The organism is Paenibacillus sp. J22FR21, assembly GCF_056269135.1.
Map to the genome: position 1 here is coordinate 33,225 of NZ_JBWDNJ010000001.1, position 20,750 is coordinate 53,974.

Below are 20,750 nucleotides of genomic sequence, written 5' to 3' on the forward strand. Positions count from 1 at the left end.
CATTTGGCGGCGTCTCCATTTAAGGTATAATAAGTTAATAGACTCGTCATGAAGGAAGGGGCTCAGCAGCTATGAAATATCGTTATCTCGGAAGAAGCGGGCTGGAAGTATCCGTATTAGGATTGGGAACCAATGCATTCGGGAAACGTGCCGATCAGAATACATCGATACGGATTATCCATCACGCCATGGATAAGGGCATTAATTTTATAGATACGGCTAATATTTATGCAGGCACAGAATCGGAACGAATCATAGGGTTGGCATTAGAGGGGAAACGGGACCAAGCCGTGCTGGCTACGAAGGCGGGGTTAGTGAGTGGCGCAGGTCCGAATGCTAGAGGATCCTCTCGCCGCCACCTCATGCAAGAGCTGGAGAATAGCTTGAAACGTCTCCGAACCGACTACGTCGACCTGTATCAAATTCACACCTTCGATCCGAACACGCCGCTCGAAGAAACGTTAAGTGCGCTCGAAGATATGGTTCGTTCAGGGAAGGTTCGCTATATCGGCGCTTCCAACTATGCAGCATGGGAGCTGATGAAGGCGTTCGGGATTAGCGATTCTAAAGGAACTGCGCGGTTTGTTTCCACTCAGACCAGCTACTCCCTTGCAGATCGGACACCTGAGCAAGAGCTTGTCCCGGTGTGCTTGGATCAAGGCGTAGGCATCATTCCGTATTTCCCACTGGCGGGCGGTATTCTGACCGGCAAATATGGCTTAACGGCTGAAGAAGCACCGACAAGCTCCAGAGTGATTACGGACCCGAGCTTTATTCGCTTCTTAGACGAACGCCGAGTTACGTTGGGGCAACAGGTAAGCAGCCTCGCGGCTGACAGCGGACATAGTGCGAGTGCAATGTCGCTGGCTTGGCTTATGGATAAGCCCGCAATCTCGACTGTCATTGTCGGTGCGACACGAGTCGAGCAGCTCGAAGATAATTTGAACAGCGTAGAAATGAATCTCGGCTCGGAATTGACGGATACGCTGAATGAATGGAGTGACGCATTCCGTTACGGCAAACCGTTCGCGCTCTACCGATTACCTTAAGGAAAAGGACAGTCTCCAATCATCCGACGGATCTGGCGATACAGAGGCTGTCCTTCTTTGTCAATCTGCTATATCGTCCGCGACAGCTTCCTGAACTGCATGGCAGACATCCCTTCCCAGCGTCTGAAAATACGGCTGAAATAGTGGAAATCCTCATAGCCGACCGCCTCTGAAATCCACTCGATCGTCTGATCCGTTTCCCGCAGAAGCCGTTTGGCTTCCTGATGGCGCACCGTCTGCACGAATTTATTGGGACCGACACCCATCATCGCTTTAAACTGCCGGCTCATATAATCTTCGTGGACGAGCAGAAACTTCGCCATATCCGTGCTCGACCAGCGACGGCTGCAGTCGTTGCGAATCTCTTGTACCAGCTCGAGCAGACGCTTCTCATATTTCGGATGCGGCGTGCCTCGTCCTTCGTTCTGCTGACGGAGCAGCAATCCGATCAGTTGGATCATCAGCCCTTTGCACACACTGTCGTAATCCTGCTGCCGATCATTCCATTCTTGAATGACATTTTCAAACAGGGAGATGATTCTCGGCGACACGTTCGTCAGCAGTGATTCGGTTATGATCGGTCGATCTGCCCCCAAATAAGGCATGTCGCTGAATGCATCCGGGTCCGGATTGTACTCATCGGCGATGATGGTATGACTATTAGCCGCGCCATCGAAAAAGTCAAAATGGATGCCGAGCAGCTCCGCATGCGGCGCTGTCAGCACTTCAATTCGATGATGCTGCCAAGGTGCCAAGATGAGCAGACTGCCAGCACGAGCCTCTATGAGCTCACCTTCGATCGTAGCCCTGATCTCACCATGCTTCACATAAATGAGCTGAAAATCATAGATTCGACGGCTCCACCTGAAATCCGGAGTACGGCAATGCTGCCGCGCCCAATGAATAACAGGAGAAATGTCCCGCAAAGTGGTTTGCCTAATTCGAGGAAATAGAACGTTGTCCAATTGTTCAGCACCGCCTTGTACGCCGAGTTCGGAAAAGTCCAAAAAACGATCACCTTTATGTAAAGCCTTCCAGATACTGAAATGGTAACATGTAAGCGCATTCCTTAACAAGGATGAAAGGACCAGGTGATCTCCAGATGAATAGCAGCCATAGTCAATTATTTCAATTAACAGGTAAAGTTGCTTTACTTACAGGCGGGACCGGCGGACTTGGTATTGTGATGGCACAAACCTTGGCACAAGCAGGGGCAGCAGTCGTCATTACAAGTCGTTCGGAGGAGAAAGCAGCTGCGATTGCCAAGCAACTATCTATCGATACAGGCAGTGAAATCACAGGAATGGCAGCAGAGCTAACGGATGCCGACCAGGTAGAGCGGCTGGTGCAAGCCGTTAAGGAGCGCTTCGGACGCATCGATATTCTAATTAACAATGCCGGAGTCAACGTTCGCAAGCCGATCGAAAGCTACGACGAAACAAGCTGGGATCTGGTGATGGGCACCAATTTGAAAGCTCCGTACCTGTGCATCCGCGCCGTTACACCGCTCATGAAAGAGCAGCAATCCGGTCGCATTATTAACGTAGCCTCGATGCTGGGGATGGTTGGACTGCCGGAGAGAAGTGCCTACTGCGCGAGTAAGGGCGGCGTCATTCAGTTAACCAAGGTGCTGGCACTAGAGCTTGCCCCCTTCAACATTACCGTGAACGCGCTATGTCCCGGACCGATCGCGACCGAGCTCAACACGGTTGTGATGAACAATCCCGAGGCAAATCGTTTCTTTGTAGATCAAATTGCGCTGGGTCGGTGGGGGAGACCGGACGAAATTGCGGGTCCGACTTTATTCCTCGCCTCAGATGCATCCAGCTTCATGACAGGCTCTACGTTAACGGTCGACGGCGGTTGGACGGCCAAATAACCGGGCTTCATCTCCTAGCTGAATAGCTGGATACGAAAGGGTGATCGGGATGCGTTTTGGCTTATCTGTATTTGGCACGACTTATGCAATGGGATTGCACCCACGTGCAGGAAGGCCGAAGATTTCGGCGGAAGGGGTCATTAACCTAGCGCTGCAAAATGGCCTTCAAGGCGTCGAGCTGCCCCTCTCGATGCTGGCAGACTGCGACCACAGAGCTATAGCAAGCAAAGTCGAGGCGAATCAGCTTTATATCACGATCGCTTCTGATGGCTTCGACGCGGCACGGCTAGGTGAGGCTTTCGATACGGCAAAGTCCGTGGGAGCAAAAGTAGTACGAACGGTGGCAGGCGGAGCGAAGTTCGGCGGAGATCGCCGTCACTTAGTCGGGAAGTGGCAGTCATTCCTGGAGGAGGCACGCGCCGGTCTTACTGCAGCGACTGCTCTGGCGGAAGAAGCAGGCGTCATTCTGGCGCTGGAGAATCATCAGGATCTCTGCTCCGAAGAGCTGATTTGGCTGTGTGAGTCCATTGCATCGCCGAACTTCGGATTAACGCTGGATACCGGCAACCCGCTTGCTACCGCAGAGGAGCCGGTCGAATTTGCCAAACGAATCTCTCCTTATCTCAAACATGTCCACTTGAAGGATTATTGGATTTATCCGAGTGCGGAAGGCTACATGCTCGTCCGTTGTCCGATTGGACAGGGAGCGGTGGACTTTCCTGCGCTGATGGAGGTTTTTCGCGCCAGCCAAGCAGCGCAGACGCTGTGCATGTCCATCGAAATCGGAGCATTGGAAGCGAGGCATACCAGGGTCCTTGCGGATGATTATTGGCCGGAATACCCGAATCGATCCGCCAGAGAGCTGGCGGAGCTCCTTCGTTGTGTCCAGCGCAATGCCAGGCCGACAGCGGATTGGCGTACGCCGCATGAACGGGGCGAATCGGCGGCGATCATTGCAGCCTATGAGCAGTCACAGCTCATGTCGAGCATCGCATATGTACAGCAGCTGATGAACAGCTGGAACACTTCGAGACCAGAGGAGGAGGCATTCTCATGATCATCGATTTACAAGGAAAAGTAGCCATCGTTACCGGTGCGGGCAGAGGAATTGGACGTCATATCGCACTGACGCTTGCGAAGGAAGGCGTCATTACGATTGGAACAGATATTAAGCAAGAGCTGCTCGATGACCTGGCTCTGCAATTTGCGGAGGAACAGCTTAACGGAGCGCAATTCATCTGTGATGTGCGAGATTCGGCAAGAATCGCTGAGGTTGTGGAGGAGGTACGGAGCCGATTTGGGCGAATAGATATCTTAATCAACAATGCCGGAGTGGCCAGCGGCGGCACTGTTGAGCTGCTCAAGGAAGACATTTGGGACGCCAATATGGATATTAATTTGAAGGGCACCTTCCTGATGTGTCAAGCAGTAGTCCCGATTATGAAAGCACAAGGCTCAGGCCGCATCTTAAACGCTGCTTCCTTCGCTGCCATCGTACCGTCTTACGGCAGTGCTGCTTATGCATCATCCAAAGCGGCTGTAAAACAGTTCACACGGGTGCTTGCAGGCGAGCTTGGCCCTTACGACATTACCGTGAATTGTTATTCGCCGGGGATGATTCCGACGGAGATGAACCATTTTGCCGAGCAGCCGGAGGAGCGGCAGCAACGGCTCCTAGATACGCTAACACTTCGGCGCTGGGGCAGCAAGGAAGATGTTGCGAACCTGATCTGTTTCCTCGCCTCTAACCTTGCCGGTTACATTACCGGTACGATGATCGATGTGAGCGGCGGCAAATTCGCGACGCAGATTCCGAGTATCGCCTATGAGGCGGCGCGGAAGGATGCGCTGCGGACATGACGGCGCCGCTCATTACGTTTGAAGGGAAGACGGTCGTAGTCACAGGCGGGGCGAAAGGCATTGGCCGTGCGATAGTTAAGCGATTCCTAGCGTGTGGGGCAAGGGTCGTCATTGCCGATTACGACGAGAGCGGTGCAGAGACGGCGAGGCAGCTTGCGGATACGGGAGATGAGGTTCATTTTATCCGCTGCGATGTTTCCAAGCGGAGTGAAGTGCAGTCGCTCGTTGCCGAGTCGATCCGCCAATTCGGCGGTTCAATTGATGTGCTCGTCAACAATGCCGGGATTTTCCCAAGAGCAGATCTACTGGATACGGATGAAGCGTTCTGGGATAACGTGCTCGGCATTAATCTCAAAGGCGCCTATATGCTGTGCCAAGCCGTCGTGCCGGGCATGATCGAACGGGGCAGCGGCGTCATTATCAATATTGGCTCCAATCACGCGACAGCAGGCGAGCCGGCTACGATGGCTTATGCGGTTTCCAAAGGCGGCATCGTCACGTTGACGCGAAATCTCGCAAAGGCGTTTGTGAAGCACGGCATTCGAGTGAACTGTGTGCAGCCGGGCTGGGTGGCCTCGGAGGGCGAGGTCGCAAGGTGGAAAGCGAACGGAATGGATGAGGAGCAAATGGCCGCATTAGCCGGGCGATTGCAAACCGGCGAGGATATCGCGGATGCCGTCTTGTTTATGGCGTCCGGCATGAGCAAGCAGATTAACGGCCAAGTGCTCATTGTGGACGGTGGAATTACTTTAAAGTAACTTGTCGAGCATGCGGCTGGCCGAAAATGAATGCGGGGAGGAATTGAATTTATGCGTTATCGCAACATACCGGGAACACCTTTAAACGCTGCCGTCATCTGTATGGGGACAGCCGGATTTGGCGGCGGAATGCCGCGCGAGGATGCATTCCGCCTGTTTGATCTTTACGTCGAACAGGGCGGAAATTTTATTGATACAGCGCTTGTATATGACGACTGGCTCGGACGGGAGAGAAGCTTGACCGAAATCCGGATCGGTGAATGGCTGAAGGAACGAGGTCATCGCGAGCAGCTCATTCTGGCAACGAAAGGCGCGCATCCTGAGCTTGCAACGATGCACATCCCTAGGCTAGGACGAGCTGACATCGAAGCGGATATCGCCAGAAGCTTGCGCCAGCTGCAGACCGATTATATCGATCTCTATTGGCTTCATCGCGACGATGCGAGCGTCCCTGTTGATGAGATCATGGAGACGCTGCATGACGAAGTGAAAGCCGGCCGCATCCGCAGCATCGGTTGCTCCAACTGGACGGTGGAGCGGATCAAGCAAGCCCAAAGTTATGCTGCCGATCATGGCTTGACGCCATTTGCTGCAAGTCAGCCGCTCTGGAATTTAGCCGTATGCACGCCGGGCTCAGTCGGAGATCCGACACTCGTGGTGATGAGTGATGCGGATCGGAATTATTTTGCGGAGACGGGGATGACCGTAATTCCGTATTCTTCGCAAGCGAACGGCTTCTTCAGCGGTCGCTATGCACGGGGCAAGGATGCAGGCACGCAAGGCAGTGCGGCCGGCGTGCAGAAGATGTATTTCAACGACGCCAGCTTTGACCGGCTGGAGCGTGTACAGCAGCTGGCATCGGAGCTCGAAACGACCAGCACCGTTATAGCGCTGTCGTATTTGACCTCGCAGCCGTTCCCGGTGTTCCCGATTATCGGCGCTTCGAAGCCGGCATATGTGCTGGATAGCTGCGCTGCAAGCGAGGTTACGCTCACACCGGCGCAATTGCGATTCTTGGAGACGGGCTCCTACGTTTCCGTATAACAATGGAGAAAGGCTTGCACCCTACAGTACAGGGATGCAGGTCTTTCTTGCTTTTCACGCAACGCTGCGCTCGATATAATAGATTCATGTGTACTCGTGGAAGCGAAAGCGAAAGTGAAGGAGTGACTTACAGTATGACAGCATCGGCTTATTTGGAATCGGCGAATGGCGTTTTTCCATCGGTCTGCTCATTGGATTGTCCCGATCAGTGCGGACTTCTTGTTCATAAAGAGAACGGTCGAATTGTGAAGATAGAAGGTGATCCCGAGCATCCGGTTACGCAAGGGGCGATTTGTAATAAAGTTCGGAATATGACGGAACGCATCTACGATAAGGATCGTTTGCAATATCCGCTTAAGCGCGTCGGTCCCAAGGGGAGCGGGCAGTTTGAACGCATTACCTGGGAGGAAGCAATCGGTACCATAACGTCGCAGTGGAAGAATACGATTGCAGCCGAAGGGCCGGAAGCGATACTGCCTTATAGCTTCTATGGCAACATGGGCCGAATTGGAACAGAAGGTTTGGGCCGCCGATTCTTTAACCGGATGGGTGCGAGCAAGCTGATTTATTCGATCTGCGAGGCTGCTGGTACAGAGGGCTACGGCTATACGATGGGTGGCAGCTACGGTACAGATCCAGAGGAAACCGTCCATGCGAAGCTCATTATCATGTGGGGTATCAATGCGGTAAGCACGAATATGCATCAAGTGACGATTGCCGAGAAGGCGCGCAAGAACGGTGCGACTGTTGTCGTGATTGACGTACATCGCAATCGGACAGCGAAGTGGGCTGATTGGTTCATCCCGGTTATGCCGGGTACGGATGCTGCGCTGGCGCTGGGAATTATGCATATTTTGTTCGCTGAGAAGCTTACGGATGAGTCGTTCATGGAGCAGTTTACGATAGGCCATGAGCAGCTTCGTGAACATGTGCAAACGTACACGCCGGAGATCGTCTCCTCGATTACAGGCGTGCCGGTCGATGATCTCTATAAGCTGGCTCGGATGTATGGAGGCAGTGAAGCCGCGTTTATCCGTATCGGCAACGGTCCGCAGCATCATGATAACGGCGGCATGACAACTCGAGCGATTGCCTGTCTGCCTGCAGTAACAGGTCAATGGCTGAAGCGGGGCGGCGGCGCGATCAAAGGAAATGGCGGCTATCTGGCGCTGAATAAGTCCGCGCTCGAACGACCGGATCTGCGGGCTAACAGCGGGGCTCGCGAAGTGAATATGAATCTGCTGGGCAGCGTGCTGATGGATTCGGAACAGCCGCCGATCTCCTCTTTGTACGTGTTTAACTCGAATCCAGCTCTCGTTGCGCCGAGTGCAACCAAAGTAAGAGAAGGCCTCATGCGCGAGGATCTGTTTACGGTCGTGCATGATTTGTTCCTGACCGAGACGGCTGCTTATGCGGATATTGTGCTGCCGGCTACGTCCAACTTAGAGAATACCGATCTGTACCTGTCCTATTGGCATCATTATGTGCACCTGCAGCAGCCGGTTGCAGCGCCATATGGGGAAAGTAAGTCAAATTCCGAGGTGTTCCGGCTTCTTGCGGCGGCGATGGGATATGAAGAAGAAGCGCTTCAGGATTCGGATGAAGCCATGATCGAGCAGGCACTGAACAACCCGAATAATCCGAATTTGGCCGAAATTTCTCTGCAGAGACTACAGGAGCACGGTGCGATGAAAGCCAATGTAAAGCCGCTATTCCCGGGCAAGCTGCGGACGCCGAGCGGCCGGATCGAGCTCTACTCTGCGGCGATGGAACGCAAAGGCTACCCGCCAATGCCGACGTACACGCCGCTTGTAGAGGACGGTCCATACCCGTTCCTGTTCATACCGACGGCTAACCATAATTTCTTGAATTCGACGTTCTCCAATAACGAGAAACATATCGCGATGGAGAAGACACCTAAGCTCTACATGAACCGAGCGGATGCTGAAGCTCGGGGCATCGAAGACGGCGATGTGTTACGCGTCTGGAATGATCGCGCCAGCTGCGAGCTGACAGCGGCAGTAGGTGATGATGTGCTCGCAGGTGTCGTTGTCAGCCAGGGGTTATGGGCAGACGGGAGTGGTAGCGGCAAGGCAATGGTCAATGCACTGACCCCAGACCGGGTGGCAGATATGGGGAGAGGGGCAACCTTCTTCTCCGGACGTGTGCAAGTCGACAAACAGTAATGAGGTGGCAGGTGCATGAGCTTACGACTGGTGATGCAGGGGCAGAGCTTACGTCCGGAGCATGTTACGACTGATCGACAGCAAGGCCGTAAAGGGGTGTTAACGACAAGGCACCAACACCCGGTTTTTCATTTGATGTATATTACCGGGGGAGCGGGCAACTTCCTCGTTAACGACAGGAAGAGCCGGGCTTTGCCCGGCTTCTTGTATGTAATCAACCCGAATGAATGGCATCAATTTCATGCTGATGATGACATTGGACTACATAATTTGGAATGTACGTTTCTACTGCGTGATGAAGAGAGTAATGAGCCTGCACAAACGGTGAACTTATTCGATTGGATGGAAGAGCAGAGAGGTTATTTGCTGCCTGCCGTTTTTCGTAACGAGCCCATTCTCGTACCGCCTGCACTCAGGCCTTTTCTGCTTGAAGGATTTAATCGGCTGCTTGATCCCAGCAATCGATATTTCACAGCAGAGCATCTGTCACTGCTGGTGATCGAGTTAATGCTTCGCGTAGAACAAACGATAGGGAAGCTTAGTGAGCAGGTCGTCGATTCGACGTCGACGGAACGACAAGCCAGTGCTCTAACCGGTGCAATCAATGCGCTCCAGCAATATATGCGTGCACATATCGGAGAACAGCTCAAGCTGGAGGAGCTGGCCCACCATGTACATTGGACGCCGAATTACCTGTGCCGCGTATTTAAAGCGCATACATCGATGACGCCAATGGCATATCTGCAGCAATTGCGTATGATTGAGGCAGAGAAATTGCTGCTGTACACTGATTTTCCCGTATTCAGCATTGCTGAGATGCTCGGCTACGAGGATGCTTCTTATTTTGCCAGACTGTTCCGCAGACATCATGGGCGTGCACCTAGCGAATATCGGATAATATAGTCCGCATTCCGTGTGAGATTCTACCTTCCTATCAACTGGCGGCACCGCTATGATGAAGAAGAGAAGAACAATCCCAGATCAAAGGCGGTCGGTGGGCAAATGCGATTAACGCTTGAGCAAATGATCCGATATCAAACCGAAGGATATTTGATTGTGCCGAATGTTTTTACGGATGAGGAGCTGCAGCCCGTTATCGACGAGCTTTCGGCGGAGCTTGATGCAAGAGCCAGGCAGCTTCTGGCTGAGGGCAAGTTGACAGAGCTGCACGAGGATGAGCCTTTTGAGAAACGTTATACGAGGCTGTATGAGCAGAATAAGGAAATCAGCAGAGGTTTTGATATCAACGGCTATTTGGGTGAGGCCATCTTCCGGTTCATGGGCAGCGAGGGTCTGCTTGATCTCGTAGAATGCCTGTTGGGAACGGAGCTTAGCTGCAACCCGATTCAGCATATTCGCGCGAAGCATCCTGCGAAGTCGACACAGTCAGAACCGGATTATTTTCAAAATGTCCCTTGGCATCAGGATTGCGCCGTCACCTCGCCGGATTCGGAAGCGTCGGAGATTATTACGTTCTGGCTGCCGCTTGTGGATGCAACCGCCGAAACCGGCTGCATGGAGATTATGCCGCATGTATTCAAGCAAGGCTACATCAACCATCGCGCAGAAGGCGGCACAACGATCGTCCCGGAGAAGCTGCCTGCGGTAACGCCTGTGTTTGCGGAGTGCAAGAAGGGCGGCCTCGTCATCATGAACAAGTATACGCCGCATCGGGGCATCTCGAATCGTTCGGATATCATCCGCTGGTCGATCGATTTGCGCTATCATAAGACAGGCGCTCCGTCCGGACGTTCGATGCATCCTTCCTTCCCGGTTCGGAGTGCGTATGACCCGGCAAGCGTGCTTACAGATGTAACGGAGTGGCGCAAATTGTGGCTTGAGGTAAAAGAAGAGAAAGGGAAGAGCATGCACCGCGTGTAGCTTGTTTATTTTTGTCCGCACCGCGCGCGCCTCCCGGCGGGCAGTGCCATCCCGGCACGCGGTGCTCGGTCACACGTCGACGATACGAAACGGACCCCATTACGGGGGGCCGACAGTATGTCGGGAACCGCGTTGATACAACTTCGGTTGTTTCAACGCGATGCGTGCATGCTTTGTTGCATGCCAACTTTAACGGTTGTGAAAGTGGTTAAATGGCCTGAAATTACACTTTTTATTTTCTAACGGTTGCCAGCGAGCTTATTTGCACGTTTTCCACTGGGAATCGGTCGATTTGCTGCAAATAACGCCTGTCACAACCGTTAGCGTTTCAAACAGGCTTGTTTTCATGAAATAGCCACTCTGACAACCGTTAACATTTTATTCATGATGTCTAGACAACAAACTGGTTGTCTGTTGACTAGACTTTCTCGGACAGCCTGACGGCCTCATTATTGGGGTCGTTTTGCTTTGCGATAGGCCATCGGCACCATGCCTTTACGTTCACGGAAAATACGGACAAAGGTTTTGTAGGAGCCGAAGCCGACCTCAAGTGCGACATCGACGACGCTGTAATCGGTTGATACCAGCAAGCTGCTTGCATGCCGCAAACGCAAATCATGAACGAAATGAACGAAGGTTTGGCCGGTCGTTTCCTTAATCACCTCACTAATGCGAGAGACGCTCATACCGAAACGATCCGAAAGCTGCGATAATGTCAGCTCTTCGCGGTAGTTGCGGTGAATGTAGTGGATGATGGGCCAGATCGACGGGTTTGTTTTGGCTGTCGAGGTTATTGGAATGTTTTCCGGCTGATTGGCTCTGCGCTCTCGGTCAAAGCAAACGAGCAGCTCCTTCAATCTGGCCTGCAGCAATGTTTGCCGCCAAGGCTCGTTCCCGGCATACTCCGTCAGCATGTCTTCCATGAGAAAAAGCATTCTCTTCTGCTTCGAGCCGGCAAATGTCGTATATGGCTCTAGTAGGCTTGGTTCAATTAAGTCTGTGAGACCGTCGCCGTGTCCGGAATCGATGAGCAGATCCATGCTGAAATTGCAGTTATAGAGCACAAGCGTGCTTCCGGGTTCGGTGAAGATCTCGTGGACTTGATAAGGCTGCACGAACGTAAACGTGCCCGGGCGCATCTCATGTTTCTCGTCGTTGATGCTTTCCCAGCCTCGACCTTCTATGACATAAGAGAACTCAAGGAAATCGTGGCGATGCGCACGAAATCCTTGTTTGAGTGTGTTTAAGCTCATATGAAGCGGGAAAGCGGTATCCATATTCGGGTATGTTTTCAAGTAATCCGGAAAAAAGGTCATAGAATAGGAGGCCTCCGAAGAAATGGGACGTTTATCGAAATATAAGTCACGCTTTTTTCTCTGTACTACTTTATCATAGAAATGGTGGAAGTAGTGATGGATCCGAGGAGGCAGATGGATTAACATGGCGATTCGAATTGGTATTATTGGTGCAGGAAATATTGGAAGCGTTCACGCAGCACAATTCTCGCAGCTTGGCGAGCTCTGCCAAATAACCGCAATCACAGATGTGTTTCTGCCTTTGGCTGAGCAAAGGGCCAAGGAATACGGCATTGCCGAGGTGCTGGCATCGCCCGAAGCATTGATTCAAAGCGATAATGTGGATGCTGTTGTAATCGGCGTTCCCAACCAATATCATGCGGAGCTCGCGATTCAAGCGATTGAAGCCGGCAAGCATGTGCTGCTGGAGAAACCGATGGGGATCAATGCCGATGCAGCCAGACAAATTCTGAAAGCGAGCCGCTCCTCCGATCGTGTCGTCATGATCGCACATCAGATGCGCTGGGAGTCGGTTCCGATGCAAATCAAGGAACAGATCGACCGCGGCGAATTGGGGCATATTTATACAGCCAAAACAGGCTGGTATCGCCGCAAAGGTATACCCGGCTGGGGCACATGGTTTACGCGAACCGATCAATCCGGCGGCGGTCCTCTGATTGATATCGGTGTTCATATGCTGGATCTTGCGCTGTACCTCATGGGCAATCCGAAGCCGGTATCGGTCTATGGTGCCACCTATGCGGAGTTCGGTCCTAAGCGTAAAGGGATTGGTACGTGGGGCAAACCGAATTGGGACGGTATCTATGATGTCGAGGATCTGGCAACCGCTTTGATCAAAATGGATAACGGCAGCACGCTGTCCTTGGAAGTCAGCTGGGCCGTTCATATGGACACGGACAATACGCCATTCGTGCATTTGATGGGTACGGAAGGCGGGGCAAGCTACCGTGGTGCTAAGGGTAAGCTGCTCACGGAGAAGTTCAATCAGCCGATGGAAATTGCGCTCGGCAAACCGGAGAACGACGAGAATGAGCGCTTGCGTCTCAGCCGCCATTTCTTGAGCTGCATTAAAGAAGGCAAGCAGCCGATTACGTCTGCGCTGTCCGGGTTTACGAACAATCTGGTGTTGGATGCGATCTATGAATCCTCCCGCACAGGTAACGAAGTGAAGCTGGACTGGAATCTATAAAACAATTGGAGGATCATTCCTATGCTAAGAGGATTATCACATGCCGGACTCGGCAATATCGGAAGCGATGAGAATCTAATCGTCGCAGCAAGTCAGTACGGATTCCAAACCGTAGATATTAATGCGAAGGGACTTATTGAGCGCAATGGTTTGGAAGGCGCAAAGGCGCTTCTGGCGAAACATGAAGTTGCCATTGGTTCAATCGGCCTTTCCGTAGAATGGCGGGACTCGGAGGAGAAATTCCGTGAGGGACTCAGCAAGCTGGCCGAGGAAGCCGCAGCCGCAGCCGCTCTTGGCTGCACGCGCTGCTGCACGTATGTGCTGCCTGCTACGAACTTTAAAGCAGCGCATTTCACAGTGCTCGCAACGCGCAGACTGCGCACATGTGCACAAATTCTAGGTGCGTACGGCATTTCCTTGGGGCTCGAATTTGTTGGCCCGCATCATCTGCGCAGCGCGTGGACGAATTCGTTTCTATGGACGCTGGAGGAAACGCTCGATTGGATCGCCGCGATTGGCGAACCGAATGTCGGCCTGTTATTCGATGCGTATCACTGGTACACGAACGGCTTGAGCCTTGCCGATATCGAGGCGCTTACGCCGGATCAGATCGTTCATGTTCATATTAACGATGCGCCGGATCTGCCGGTAGAAGAGGTACGCGATAATGGCAGACTCTATCCGGGCGAGGGCGTAATTGACCTGGCCGGATTCCTTCGTGCGTTGAGTGCGATTGGCTATAAGGGTTCGGTAACGCAGGAGATCCTCACTGCTGAACCGCCTGCACAATCGCCGGAGGAGCTGCTTGCACGCTCCAAGGCAGGGTTCGATCGCGTGTATACTGCGGCTGGATTGGCATAATCGAGATAGAGAATCCCGCGGGGTCGGCTGTGGCAGCCGATTCTGACGGGATTTTTTTTGTCCGGAGGACCGCTACTAACAAATCGTACAGGGCTTATTTGCATCGGCGCGTTGTAGCTGGGAACTTCTTGCATGGCATCCGTGGATCAAATTCCGAGACGAAATATGCTACAATTATAGTATCACTTACTAGAATAGGAGACGGTCCATGAATATTCACGAGGCAATTCGAACTAGAAGAAGTATTGGCAAAGTAACGCAGGAGCCAATCGATAAAGCGGTTATCGAGCAGATCTTGGAAGCAGGCGTTTGGGCGCCGAATCATCGCTTAACAGAGCCTTGGCGGTTCTTCGTCCTTCGCGGGGACGGACGTAAGCAGCTCGGCGATGCACTTGCAAGTATAGCGCTTGTAGGCGAGGCTGATCCATCATCACCTGAGAATGCGCTCAAAGCAGAATCAGCGATCAAAAAAGCGTTCCGCGCACCTGTCATCATCGCGGTTGCCGTCTCGCCGGCTGAGAGGCACGATATTATCGAGCTCGAGGAATACGGAGCCGTAAATGCAGCCATCCAGAACATGCTGCTTACTATACACGCTCTCGGCCTTGGTGCTGTATGGCGCAGTGGAGAGCCATGCTACCACCCGCTGATGAATGAAAGTTTCGGCCTGCGTCCGCAGGATAAGATGCTCGGTTTCATCTATCTTGGTGTACCGGATATGGCTCCGCCGCAAGCGAAGCGGGCAGCAGCTGAGCTCAAGACGACCTGGATTGACGGCTAGATTAACGAGCAGCCAGCTGAGAACAACAAAAAAGAGATGGTTCCCGGATCAACCGGGAATCATCTCTTTTTTGTTCAGCGGCGGCTTGTCTTTATTAATTAAGAAACTAGCCGTTTCCAGCGCCAGCTCCGGTTGACCGGTTGTCATATAATAGTTGAATAACTCCTTCTCGCACCGTTCTACCAGCATCGCATCGCCATGTTTACGGATTACGGACAGCGCACTGTTGCGCAAATAACTATAATATTGCTCGTGCTGCTCTTCGATCTTATAGAGGAGGAGCTGAAACCGAATTTGCAGCATGTGGTCATGAATTTCTTTCGCGGAACGGAGTCCGCCTTCCGTAACTCGCAGCAGCTCTTCTTTGTCCAGTAGTTTCCCCTGCAGGGAACAGCGGATATAACCTTCGAGCGAGAGCAGGTACAGCATCGTCTTCGGGTTATTCAATGCCATCGAAGCTTGATAATTCTTAGCTGCCATCTCGTAATTGTTCTGTTCCAGATATTCATAGGCTAGATTATGCAAGGCAATCCGTTTACGCTCAGGCGTGTTACAGATGTCGCAGGACTTGATCAAATTCTCGAAACGCACGATAATATCCGCATGGTTACGATTCTCGTCGAACACAACTTGCAACAACAACAGCATCTCTGCATCGATGGTGCGCACGAAGTTCCGGCTGTCTTTGAAGAAACGCAGCGATTTCTCCCCGTAATAATAGGCCATCATGTGGGACCCGATCCAATGATAAGCCACAGCCATATGATAGTAATATTCCGGATTGTTATATTCCTCATCGTCAATTTGCTTCAAGGTATCAATTGCAGATCGATAGTCTTGTCTGGCCAGATAACAGATTCCCGTGATGTGAAGAAGCAGGTTGCTCTCGTAGGTTGGGAGTTTGGAGTGGCTGCGCTGCATCTTCTGAACGATGGCATAGGCAGGGTCCGACTGGGAATGAACCAGATAATAACGAGCCTGAATGAGCTGGTATAAGGCGGTGTAATCGGAAATTTGAATCAGCTGCTCATTCGCAAGCTCCAGCTTTATCGTTTCCATTTCATCCAGCAGCAGCATCACGATCGCCTCATGCCAGGCAAATAATCGCTTCTTAATGGTGTTTAGTTTAATGAGCTCATGGTCGAGGCGGATATTCAACCGTTCAGTGAGAAGTGCAATCACCTCAGGTGAGAAGTCCGTCGAGCCGCGCTCGATTTTACTGATATGCGTATCAGAGCAAATGCCTTTTCCCAGCTGTTCTTGGGTCATACGTGCTTGTTCGCGATAAAATTTGATAATTTTTCCTACATGCATGCGTGATTCCTCCAACTGCAACTTCGTTTCCATAACCTTACATTCCTGGTGGGACGAAGCCTAAGAATGATACGATTTCACCATTATAGCATGACCTTGAAGACGGTATGACAAAAAGAAAAGACAAGCAGGGAGTTCATTTTACTCCGGTCTGCTTGTCTTAGCCCTTAGCCCTTAGCCCCTATTAAAGGGAAACGTCGATTTGAACTTCATGCGGACGATAAACCGCAAGAAGTTTGCCGGCAGCATCAGCAGCGAACATCACAGTCCGCTCCTGTGGAAGTGTAAAGGCGTACACGGCGCCAGTCTGCGGATCGCGGACTTCAATAGCCGTATCGCAGCCGAATTCCGATACGAAGATATAAAGCGAGCCGGAAGCGAAGGCCATCTTACGGCCATAAACGCCAGGCAGCTCCCCGCCATGCAGCCATTCGAGCTCATCAGCCACGCCGGCTTGCGCCAATGCAGCACCGTACACCGCTTGCAGCGGCTCAAGGCGTTCATTCAGCTCAAGCGGAAGCGGGCACCACAGCAGGCGACCAGCGCCAAGCGCAATATCCGTTACTTTGGCTGGGCCTTTATCGGCGGAAGCGAGTACGCCTTTGTTGCTGTCCGTAATGCGATCGCCGCCGAAGGAAATCGGATGCAGCACACCATCGCCGAGCTCTAGCAGCTCTTCACGAAGCAAATTGCTGACTGCGTTCTGTCCCAGCTCGCCTGTCAAACGCTCAACCGGGCGCCAGTACTCGTCCAGCCCAAGCGGGCCGGTAAAGAGAAGCGTACCGCCATTGGTCTTCACGTGCGCGAGAAGCTGATCCAGTGCTTGGCTGCTGAAGTTATGCGCGCTTGGCACGATAATGAGCTTCGGCTTCGTAACCGCAAGCGAATCCAGCTGATATTCGCCAAGGCCGAATGCATGAACATTCATCGTGTAGGACAGTGTCCGAATCGCGCGAGTGGTTGCTCCATAGGCAAGCTTACGGTTCGAGAAGTCGTTGGAATAAGGGAAAATAACAGCAACCTCTTCCAGCTTGCGATCCACGAACAAGTCGCGAATTTGCTCCATGAATGCGCCGAAATCATACGATACATTGGCTTCGGGCTTCTCCGTACCATCTGCGCGCAGCGCTCCGATATGGGACTCATTGATATTGTTCATGTAGAAGTTAATGTTCCAGATCCACTGAACCGCACCGGCTCCGCCTGTAGAGAAGGCATAAGCATATTTGCGCTCCAAAATGTTGCGAAGCTCTTCCTCGCTGCGTTTAGCGCGACCGTCAGGCGTCTCTACATACATAATACCGGTCTCTTGAATGAGGTTCGGTTTATCCGGTGCTTTGGCGAAAATACCATCCCACACGAGATTGTCCATCAGCCACCACGAGTGAACCGTTGTATAATCGACCTCTTGCGCATAGAAGAACGGCGATGGACGCTGAGCGCCAAGCCCTTCATCCTGGCCGACGGTCACCAGCTGCTTCGGCTGGATCGCTCGAATCGTAGCAACTAACTGGGAAGCCCAGCGGTTATGCATATCCATTGTAAACAAGGTATAGTCAAGCCAAGGACCGCCAAGTTTCTTCAGCGTATTAGTCGTACCGAAGGCGATTTCGCTCTGCTCCGGCAGCTTCACGGATTCAAAGGAAGGCAGCTCCGAAGTTGTCATATTCCAGCGCTCTTGAAGCACGCGAATCGAGCCATGGCGCTCCCGCAGCCATTTGACATAATGTGTCTTCTCGAACTGATCGTGAGCGGATCGTGGTCCCGAGAAGATCCGTGTCGGATCGAACATGGATGGTTCATTGATCAAATCCCAATGGACATGCTTGGATTCAGCATGGCGGGACACGATTGCCGCGATGAAACGCTTCTGTGCTTCAACACTGCGCGGATCAAGGTAAGGGTTAACGCCTTCCCATGCTTCCGGTGTGAAAGCAAAGAAGTTAAACGTAACTTCAAGGTCATATCGCTTAGCTGTAAGGAAGAAGGCATCGATTGCGCGCAGCACTTCTTCATAGGGATGACCGTCTACAAACATGACACTGCGATACGCTGTCCAGATCCCGGTACGAATGGAGTTGATGCCCGCGCGTTTCATTTGGGCCATGTCGCGATCCCATACAGCAGCATTCGGCAGGAACAAATATTTACGCGCCACGTCGCTCGTCATGTAAGTCATGCCGACAATCGGAAGCGGACGGCCGTTCTTCCAGAAATAGTCCCGGTCGCAAGTAATCATCTCTCCGGAATTGAGCAGTGCCTCATCCATACCCCAGAAGCCTTGGCGGAGCAAGCGACGCTCGCCCGCAGGAGAAACAGCCTCGCATTCTACGATATAGAAGCCTGCTTCTACGTTAAACGGCAATACGATACGTTTAATGCTCAGCTCACGACCAATCGCAAGCTCTGCATCGCTGCGCCATACTTCTGTGAAATCCGCTTCCTCATAGACAAAAGAAGGAGTAGGCTCGCTGACCGTATTGCTGTTTGCTTTGCGCACGCGCATAGTAAACGACCATGCTGCCGCCGTGTGATTGCTTGTCCGCTCGTCACGAGCCAATTGCAGCTGTTGACCTTGCAGCATCAAGACCGGACGCTCGCCAAGCTCATACGAGCCGTAATTCGGCTTCAACCAGAGCTCTGTAACGCCTTGCGATGTGAAGCCCGCCCACTCGGAGAGTGCGGCAGCGCCATTGCCCGACCAGAACGAGCTGCGCAGCGGCTGATTGATAAGAATCCAGCGGCCGCCGCTGAAAGGACCTTTCGTGTGCTCAAGCAAGATAGCAGGCGCTGACAGCTCACGCGCAAGGCCGTCTCCGCTGATCCCGCGAAGCAGCGGGTAGATGTGAGCGTCGATTGGGCCGGCAGAGCCGCCTTCGCCCGGCGCGTCATCCGCTCTTGTGACATGCAGCGCAAGACCGAATGTGGACTCGATCGTAAACAACGATTCGTACCCTGCGAAGAGAGGAATATCGCGTAAATGCTGAAGTTTGGCAACGCCATCCACTGTAACCGGCAGAGCCTCATGGATATGCAGCTGTTGGTGATAAGCCGTTTGATCCGGTTCGAATTGCCACTCGCCGTTCTCTTCATATACAGGTGTTTTGAATGGTGCGCCGCCTGCTACAAGCAGCCCTTTACCTTCATTAGCATGCGCCAGAATGGCGGGCCAAGCTGATTTAGGGAAATAGGAACCGTGAAGATGCACATATGTAGAAGCGCCTGGCAAACGATCAGCAAGCTCAGCTGCTGTTACGATTTGGAAGCTTTCACGCAGCTTCGCCAGCGTCCCGGCATCCAGGCGATCTCCTGTATAGGGGAAACTTTCATCATAGAACAAAATAGTGCTGCTCATTCTCGTGTCACTGCCTCTCATTATTGGTTCGTCTTGTTCACATATTGTTAGGTTTGTTAGGTTGATTCACTCTTTATCCGGGGCCAACTTTAGAGGTAAACTAAAGAAAAGTCAATCGGAATTATAGCGAGTTCGAAGGGGTGAAGCAGCCGTGGCACAGAAAATATCGATGCAGCAATTAGCCGACCGTTTAGGTGTGTCCAAGTATACTGTCTCCCAAGCGCTTGCAGGCAAACCAGGCGTCAGTGAGTCGACCCGCAGGGAAGTAACAGCTCTGGCCGGCGCACTGGGGTACAAGATGCGTCCTGTACCTGCCGGGCCGGAAGATGAAGTACATGGGGCACGAATCGTTCATATCGGTTTAGATGAACATCATGCGAAGGAGCCGCATTTCTGGCAGCGCGTCAGAGAAGGGCTGGTGGCAGGCTGCCGGATGCATGGGCTAACGCCGAAGTTTTTTACATTCGGAATGGCGGGTAATCGGACTGCTAAAGATTGGCTGGAGCCAGAACGGGAGTCTGAGCATACAGCAGCCAGCACGGTGTCAGGGTTCATTATTGCCGGCAAATGCCCGCTGGACACGCTGCTCAAGCTGAAGCGCCTTGGACTTCCCATTGTGCTGGCTGATCACGAAGAGCCATTGATCGGGGCAGATGCCGTGCTCAATGCGAATACGGACGCGGGCCGAATGGCCTGCCATCATTTGTTGACGCAGGGCTGCAAATCCCTCGTTTTTGTCGGTCGTGACAGCTTTGCCGTAAGCTTCCGAGAGCGATGGTGGGGATGCAAGCTGGCGATGGACGAAGCAAAAGAAGGACGACGAGGCGGAGAACCTGAGAAAACAGTCGCTCAACTGAAGAAATGGACCGTTCCCTATGGAAGCGCGCAGTGGAGTTCGTGGCAAACTGCTCTTGTACGGCGATTAGATGCGATGTATAGCACAGTGATGGACGCAAAGGAAGGAACTTACCAGCCTGACGAACAGCCGGATGGATTCATTTGTGCGAACGATGATATCGCGTTATACCTGCTCCAGCTGCTGCATCAGAAAGGTGTCATGAAGAAAGTGAGAGTTGTCGGGATTGATAATACGGCTCCCGGGATGGATGCGGTTATTCCGCTGACAACAGTGGATCTGGCGAAGGAGTGGCTGGGAATACGAGCCGTGGAGCAATTTGCGCGCAAGCTGGCTCAGTCCGAGGCGCAGCAGGAGAAAATCATCCTTTCTGCCAGATTGGTGATGCGAAATTCAGGCTGATCTTTTTAATCACGGCTGG

The 20,750-nt window shown here is 52.5% G+C and carries 17 protein-coding genes; 13 read left to right on the forward strand and 4 right to left on the reverse strand.

The window, feature by feature from the left end; all coding sequences use genetic code 11:
• Positions 1–71 precede the first annotated feature (71 nt).
• Positions 72–1,049 carry an aldo/keto reductase gene (locus tag AC0YNS_RS00150; protein ID WP_475779091.1) on the forward strand — a complete coding sequence of 326 codons (978 nt, stop codon included), beginning with the start codon at positions 72–74 and terminating at the stop codon, positions 1,047–1,049.
• A gap of 68 nt (positions 1,050–1,117) precedes the next feature.
• Here AC0YNS_RS00150 and AC0YNS_RS00155 read toward each other — a convergent pair whose 3' ends face one another.
• On the reverse strand, positions 1,118–2,056 hold the full coding sequence (locus tag AC0YNS_RS00155; RefSeq protein WP_475779092.1) for a helix-turn-helix transcriptional regulator: 939 nt from the start codon (positions 2,054–2,056) through the stop codon (positions 1,118–1,120).
• A gap of 95 nt (positions 2,057–2,151) precedes the next feature.
• Between AC0YNS_RS00155 and AC0YNS_RS00160 the strand changes: the two genes are divergently transcribed.
• From AC0YNS_RS00160 to AC0YNS_RS00195, 8 genes are all read left to right on the forward strand, one after another.
• Complete coding sequence (locus AC0YNS_RS00160) at positions 2,152–2,928, forward strand: SDR family NAD(P)-dependent oxidoreductase (RefSeq protein WP_475779093.1); 777 nt, start codon at positions 2,152–2,154, stop codon at positions 2,926–2,928.
• Between the two features lie 49 nt (positions 2,929–2,977).
• Entirely contained in the window at positions 2,978–3,985 is a 1,008-nt protein-coding gene (locus AC0YNS_RS00165; RefSeq protein WP_475779094.1) for a sugar phosphate isomerase/epimerase family protein, read from the forward strand.
• Positions 3,982–4,788 (forward strand): SDR family NAD(P)-dependent oxidoreductase, encoded by an 807-nt coding sequence (locus AC0YNS_RS00170; protein WP_475779095.1) that lies wholly within the window; start codon positions 3,982–3,984, stop codon positions 4,786–4,788. Before AC0YNS_RS00165 ends, AC0YNS_RS00170 begins: the two co-directional genes overlap by 4 nt.
• Complete coding sequence (locus AC0YNS_RS00175; RefSeq protein ID WP_475779096.1) at positions 4,785–5,546, forward strand: SDR family NAD(P)-dependent oxidoreductase; 762 nt, start codon at positions 4,785–4,787, stop codon at positions 5,544–5,546. The genes AC0YNS_RS00170 and AC0YNS_RS00175 overlap by 4 nt, the downstream gene beginning before the upstream one ends.
• Before the next feature lie 51 nt (positions 5,547–5,597).
• On the forward strand, positions 5,598–6,590 hold the full coding sequence (locus AC0YNS_RS00180) for an aldo/keto reductase (RefSeq protein ID WP_475779097.1): 993 nt from the start codon (positions 5,598–5,600) through the stop codon (positions 6,588–6,590).
• 134 nt (positions 6,591–6,724) lie between these two features.
• Positions 6,725–8,776: a molybdopterin-containing oxidoreductase family protein gene (locus AC0YNS_RS00185; protein WP_475779098.1), complete on the forward strand. Its 2,052-nt coding sequence runs from the start codon at positions 6,725–6,727 to the stop codon at positions 8,774–8,776.
• A gap of 15 nt (positions 8,777–8,791) precedes the next feature.
• The gene (locus AC0YNS_RS00190) at positions 8,792–9,679 is read left to right on the forward strand and encodes a helix-turn-helix transcriptional regulator (RefSeq protein WP_475779099.1); all 888 of its coding nucleotides are present in this window, start codon (positions 8,792–8,794) and stop codon (positions 9,677–9,679) included.
• A gap of 99 nt (positions 9,680–9,778) precedes the next feature.
• Complete coding sequence (locus AC0YNS_RS00195) at positions 9,779–10,657, forward strand: phytanoyl-CoA dioxygenase family protein (RefSeq protein ID WP_475779100.1); 879 nt, start codon at positions 9,779–9,781, stop codon at positions 10,655–10,657.
• Positions 10,658–11,106: 449 nt separating this feature from the next.
• Here the strand turns inward: AC0YNS_RS00195 and AC0YNS_RS00200 are convergent, their stop codons facing one another.
• Entirely contained in the window at positions 11,107–11,973 is an 867-nt protein-coding gene (locus tag AC0YNS_RS00200; protein ID WP_475779101.1) for a helix-turn-helix domain-containing protein, read from the reverse strand.
• A 124-nt stretch (positions 11,974–12,097) separates the two neighbouring features.
• Here AC0YNS_RS00200 and AC0YNS_RS00205 point away from each other — a divergent pair, with 124 nt between their 5' ends.
• The 3 genes from AC0YNS_RS00205 to AC0YNS_RS00215 all read left to right on the forward strand — a co-directional run bounded on the left by AC0YNS_RS00205 (position 12,098) and on the right by AC0YNS_RS00215 (position 14,804).
• Positions 12,098–13,162 carry a Gfo/Idh/MocA family protein gene (locus tag AC0YNS_RS00205; protein ID WP_475779102.1) on the forward strand — a complete coding sequence of 355 codons (1,065 nt, stop codon included), beginning with the start codon at positions 12,098–12,100 and terminating at the stop codon, positions 13,160–13,162.
• 21 nt (positions 13,163–13,183) lie between these two features.
• Entirely contained in the window at positions 13,184–14,023 is an 840-nt protein-coding gene (locus tag AC0YNS_RS00210) for a sugar phosphate isomerase/epimerase family protein (RefSeq protein ID WP_475779103.1), read from the forward strand.
• Between the two features lie 208 nt (positions 14,024–14,231).
• A complete protein-coding gene (locus AC0YNS_RS00215) occupies positions 14,232–14,804 on the forward strand; it encodes a nitroreductase family protein (protein WP_475779104.1) in 573 nt (190 codons plus the stop codon).
• Between the two features lie 48 nt (positions 14,805–14,852).
• Here AC0YNS_RS00215 and AC0YNS_RS00220 read toward each other — a convergent pair whose 3' ends face one another.
• Together AC0YNS_RS00220 and AC0YNS_RS00225 are read right to left on the reverse strand one after the other, a co-directional pair.
• The gene (locus AC0YNS_RS00220; protein WP_475779105.1) at positions 14,853–16,118 is read right to left on the reverse strand and encodes a helix-turn-helix domain-containing protein; all 1,266 of its coding nucleotides are present in this window, start codon (positions 16,116–16,118) and stop codon (positions 14,853–14,855) included.
• 184 nt (positions 16,119–16,302) lie between these two features.
• Positions 16,303–19,473 (reverse strand): beta-galactosidase, encoded by a 3,171-nt coding sequence (locus AC0YNS_RS00225; protein ID WP_475779106.1) that lies wholly within the window; start codon positions 19,471–19,473, stop codon positions 16,303–16,305.
• Positions 19,474–19,624: 151 nt separating this feature from the next.
• Here AC0YNS_RS00225 and AC0YNS_RS00230 point away from each other — a divergent pair, with 151 nt between their 5' ends.
• Complete coding sequence (locus AC0YNS_RS00230; protein ID WP_475779107.1) at positions 19,625–20,731, forward strand: LacI family DNA-binding transcriptional regulator; 1,107 nt, start codon at positions 19,625–19,627, stop codon at positions 20,729–20,731.
• Positions 20,732–20,750: the final 19 nt, after the last annotated feature.

Excerpts from the sequence above, each read along its gene's own strand:
- AC0YNS_RS00210 (WP_475779103.1), top strand. The coding sequence starts at position 13,184 with ATGCTAAGAGGATTATCACATGCCGGACTCGGCAATATCGGAAGCGAT.
- AC0YNS_RS00180 (WP_475779097.1), top strand. The coding sequence starts at position 5,598 with ATGCGTTATCGCAACATACCGGGAACACCTTTAAACGCTGCCGTCATC.
- AC0YNS_RS00200 (WP_475779101.1), bottom strand. The coding sequence starts at position 11,973 with ATGACCTTTTTTCCGGATTACTTGAAAACATACCCGAATATGGATACC.
- AC0YNS_RS00170 (WP_475779095.1), top strand. The coding sequence starts at position 3,982 with ATGATCATCGATTTACAAGGAAAAGTAGCCATCGTTACCGGTGCGGGC.
- AC0YNS_RS00205 (WP_475779102.1), top strand. The coding sequence starts at position 12,098 with ATGGCGATTCGAATTGGTATTATTGGTGCAGGAAATATTGGAAGCGTT.
- AC0YNS_RS00225 (WP_475779106.1), bottom strand. The coding sequence starts at position 19,473 with ATGAGCAGCACTATTTTGTTCTATGATGAAAGTTTCCCCTATACAGGA.
- AC0YNS_RS00165 (WP_475779094.1), top strand. The coding sequence starts at position 2,978 with ATGCGTTTTGGCTTATCTGTATTTGGCACGACTTATGCAATGGGATTG.
- AC0YNS_RS00220 (WP_475779105.1), bottom strand. The coding sequence starts at position 16,118 with ATGCATGTAGGAAAAATTATCAAATTTTATCGCGAACAAGCACGTATG.
- AC0YNS_RS00190 (WP_475779099.1), top strand. The coding sequence starts at position 8,792 with ATGAGCTTACGACTGGTGATGCAGGGGCAGAGCTTACGTCCGGAGCAT.
- AC0YNS_RS00215 (WP_475779104.1), top strand. The coding sequence starts at position 14,232 with ATGAATATTCACGAGGCAATTCGAACTAGAAGAAGTATTGGCAAAGTA.
- AC0YNS_RS00160 (WP_475779093.1), top strand. The coding sequence starts at position 2,152 with ATGAATAGCAGCCATAGTCAATTATTTCAATTAACAGGTAAAGTTGCT.
- AC0YNS_RS00185 (WP_475779098.1), top strand. The coding sequence starts at position 6,725 with ATGACAGCATCGGCTTATTTGGAATCGGCGAATGGCGTTTTTCCATCG.
- AC0YNS_RS00195 (WP_475779100.1), top strand. The coding sequence starts at position 9,779 with ATGCGATTAACGCTTGAGCAAATGATCCGATATCAAACCGAAGGATAT.
- AC0YNS_RS00175 (WP_475779096.1), top strand. The coding sequence starts at position 4,785 with ATGACGGCGCCGCTCATTACGTTTGAAGGGAAGACGGTCGTAGTCACA.
- AC0YNS_RS00150 (WP_475779091.1), top strand. The coding sequence starts at position 72 with ATGAAATATCGTTATCTCGGAAGAAGCGGGCTGGAAGTATCCGTATTA.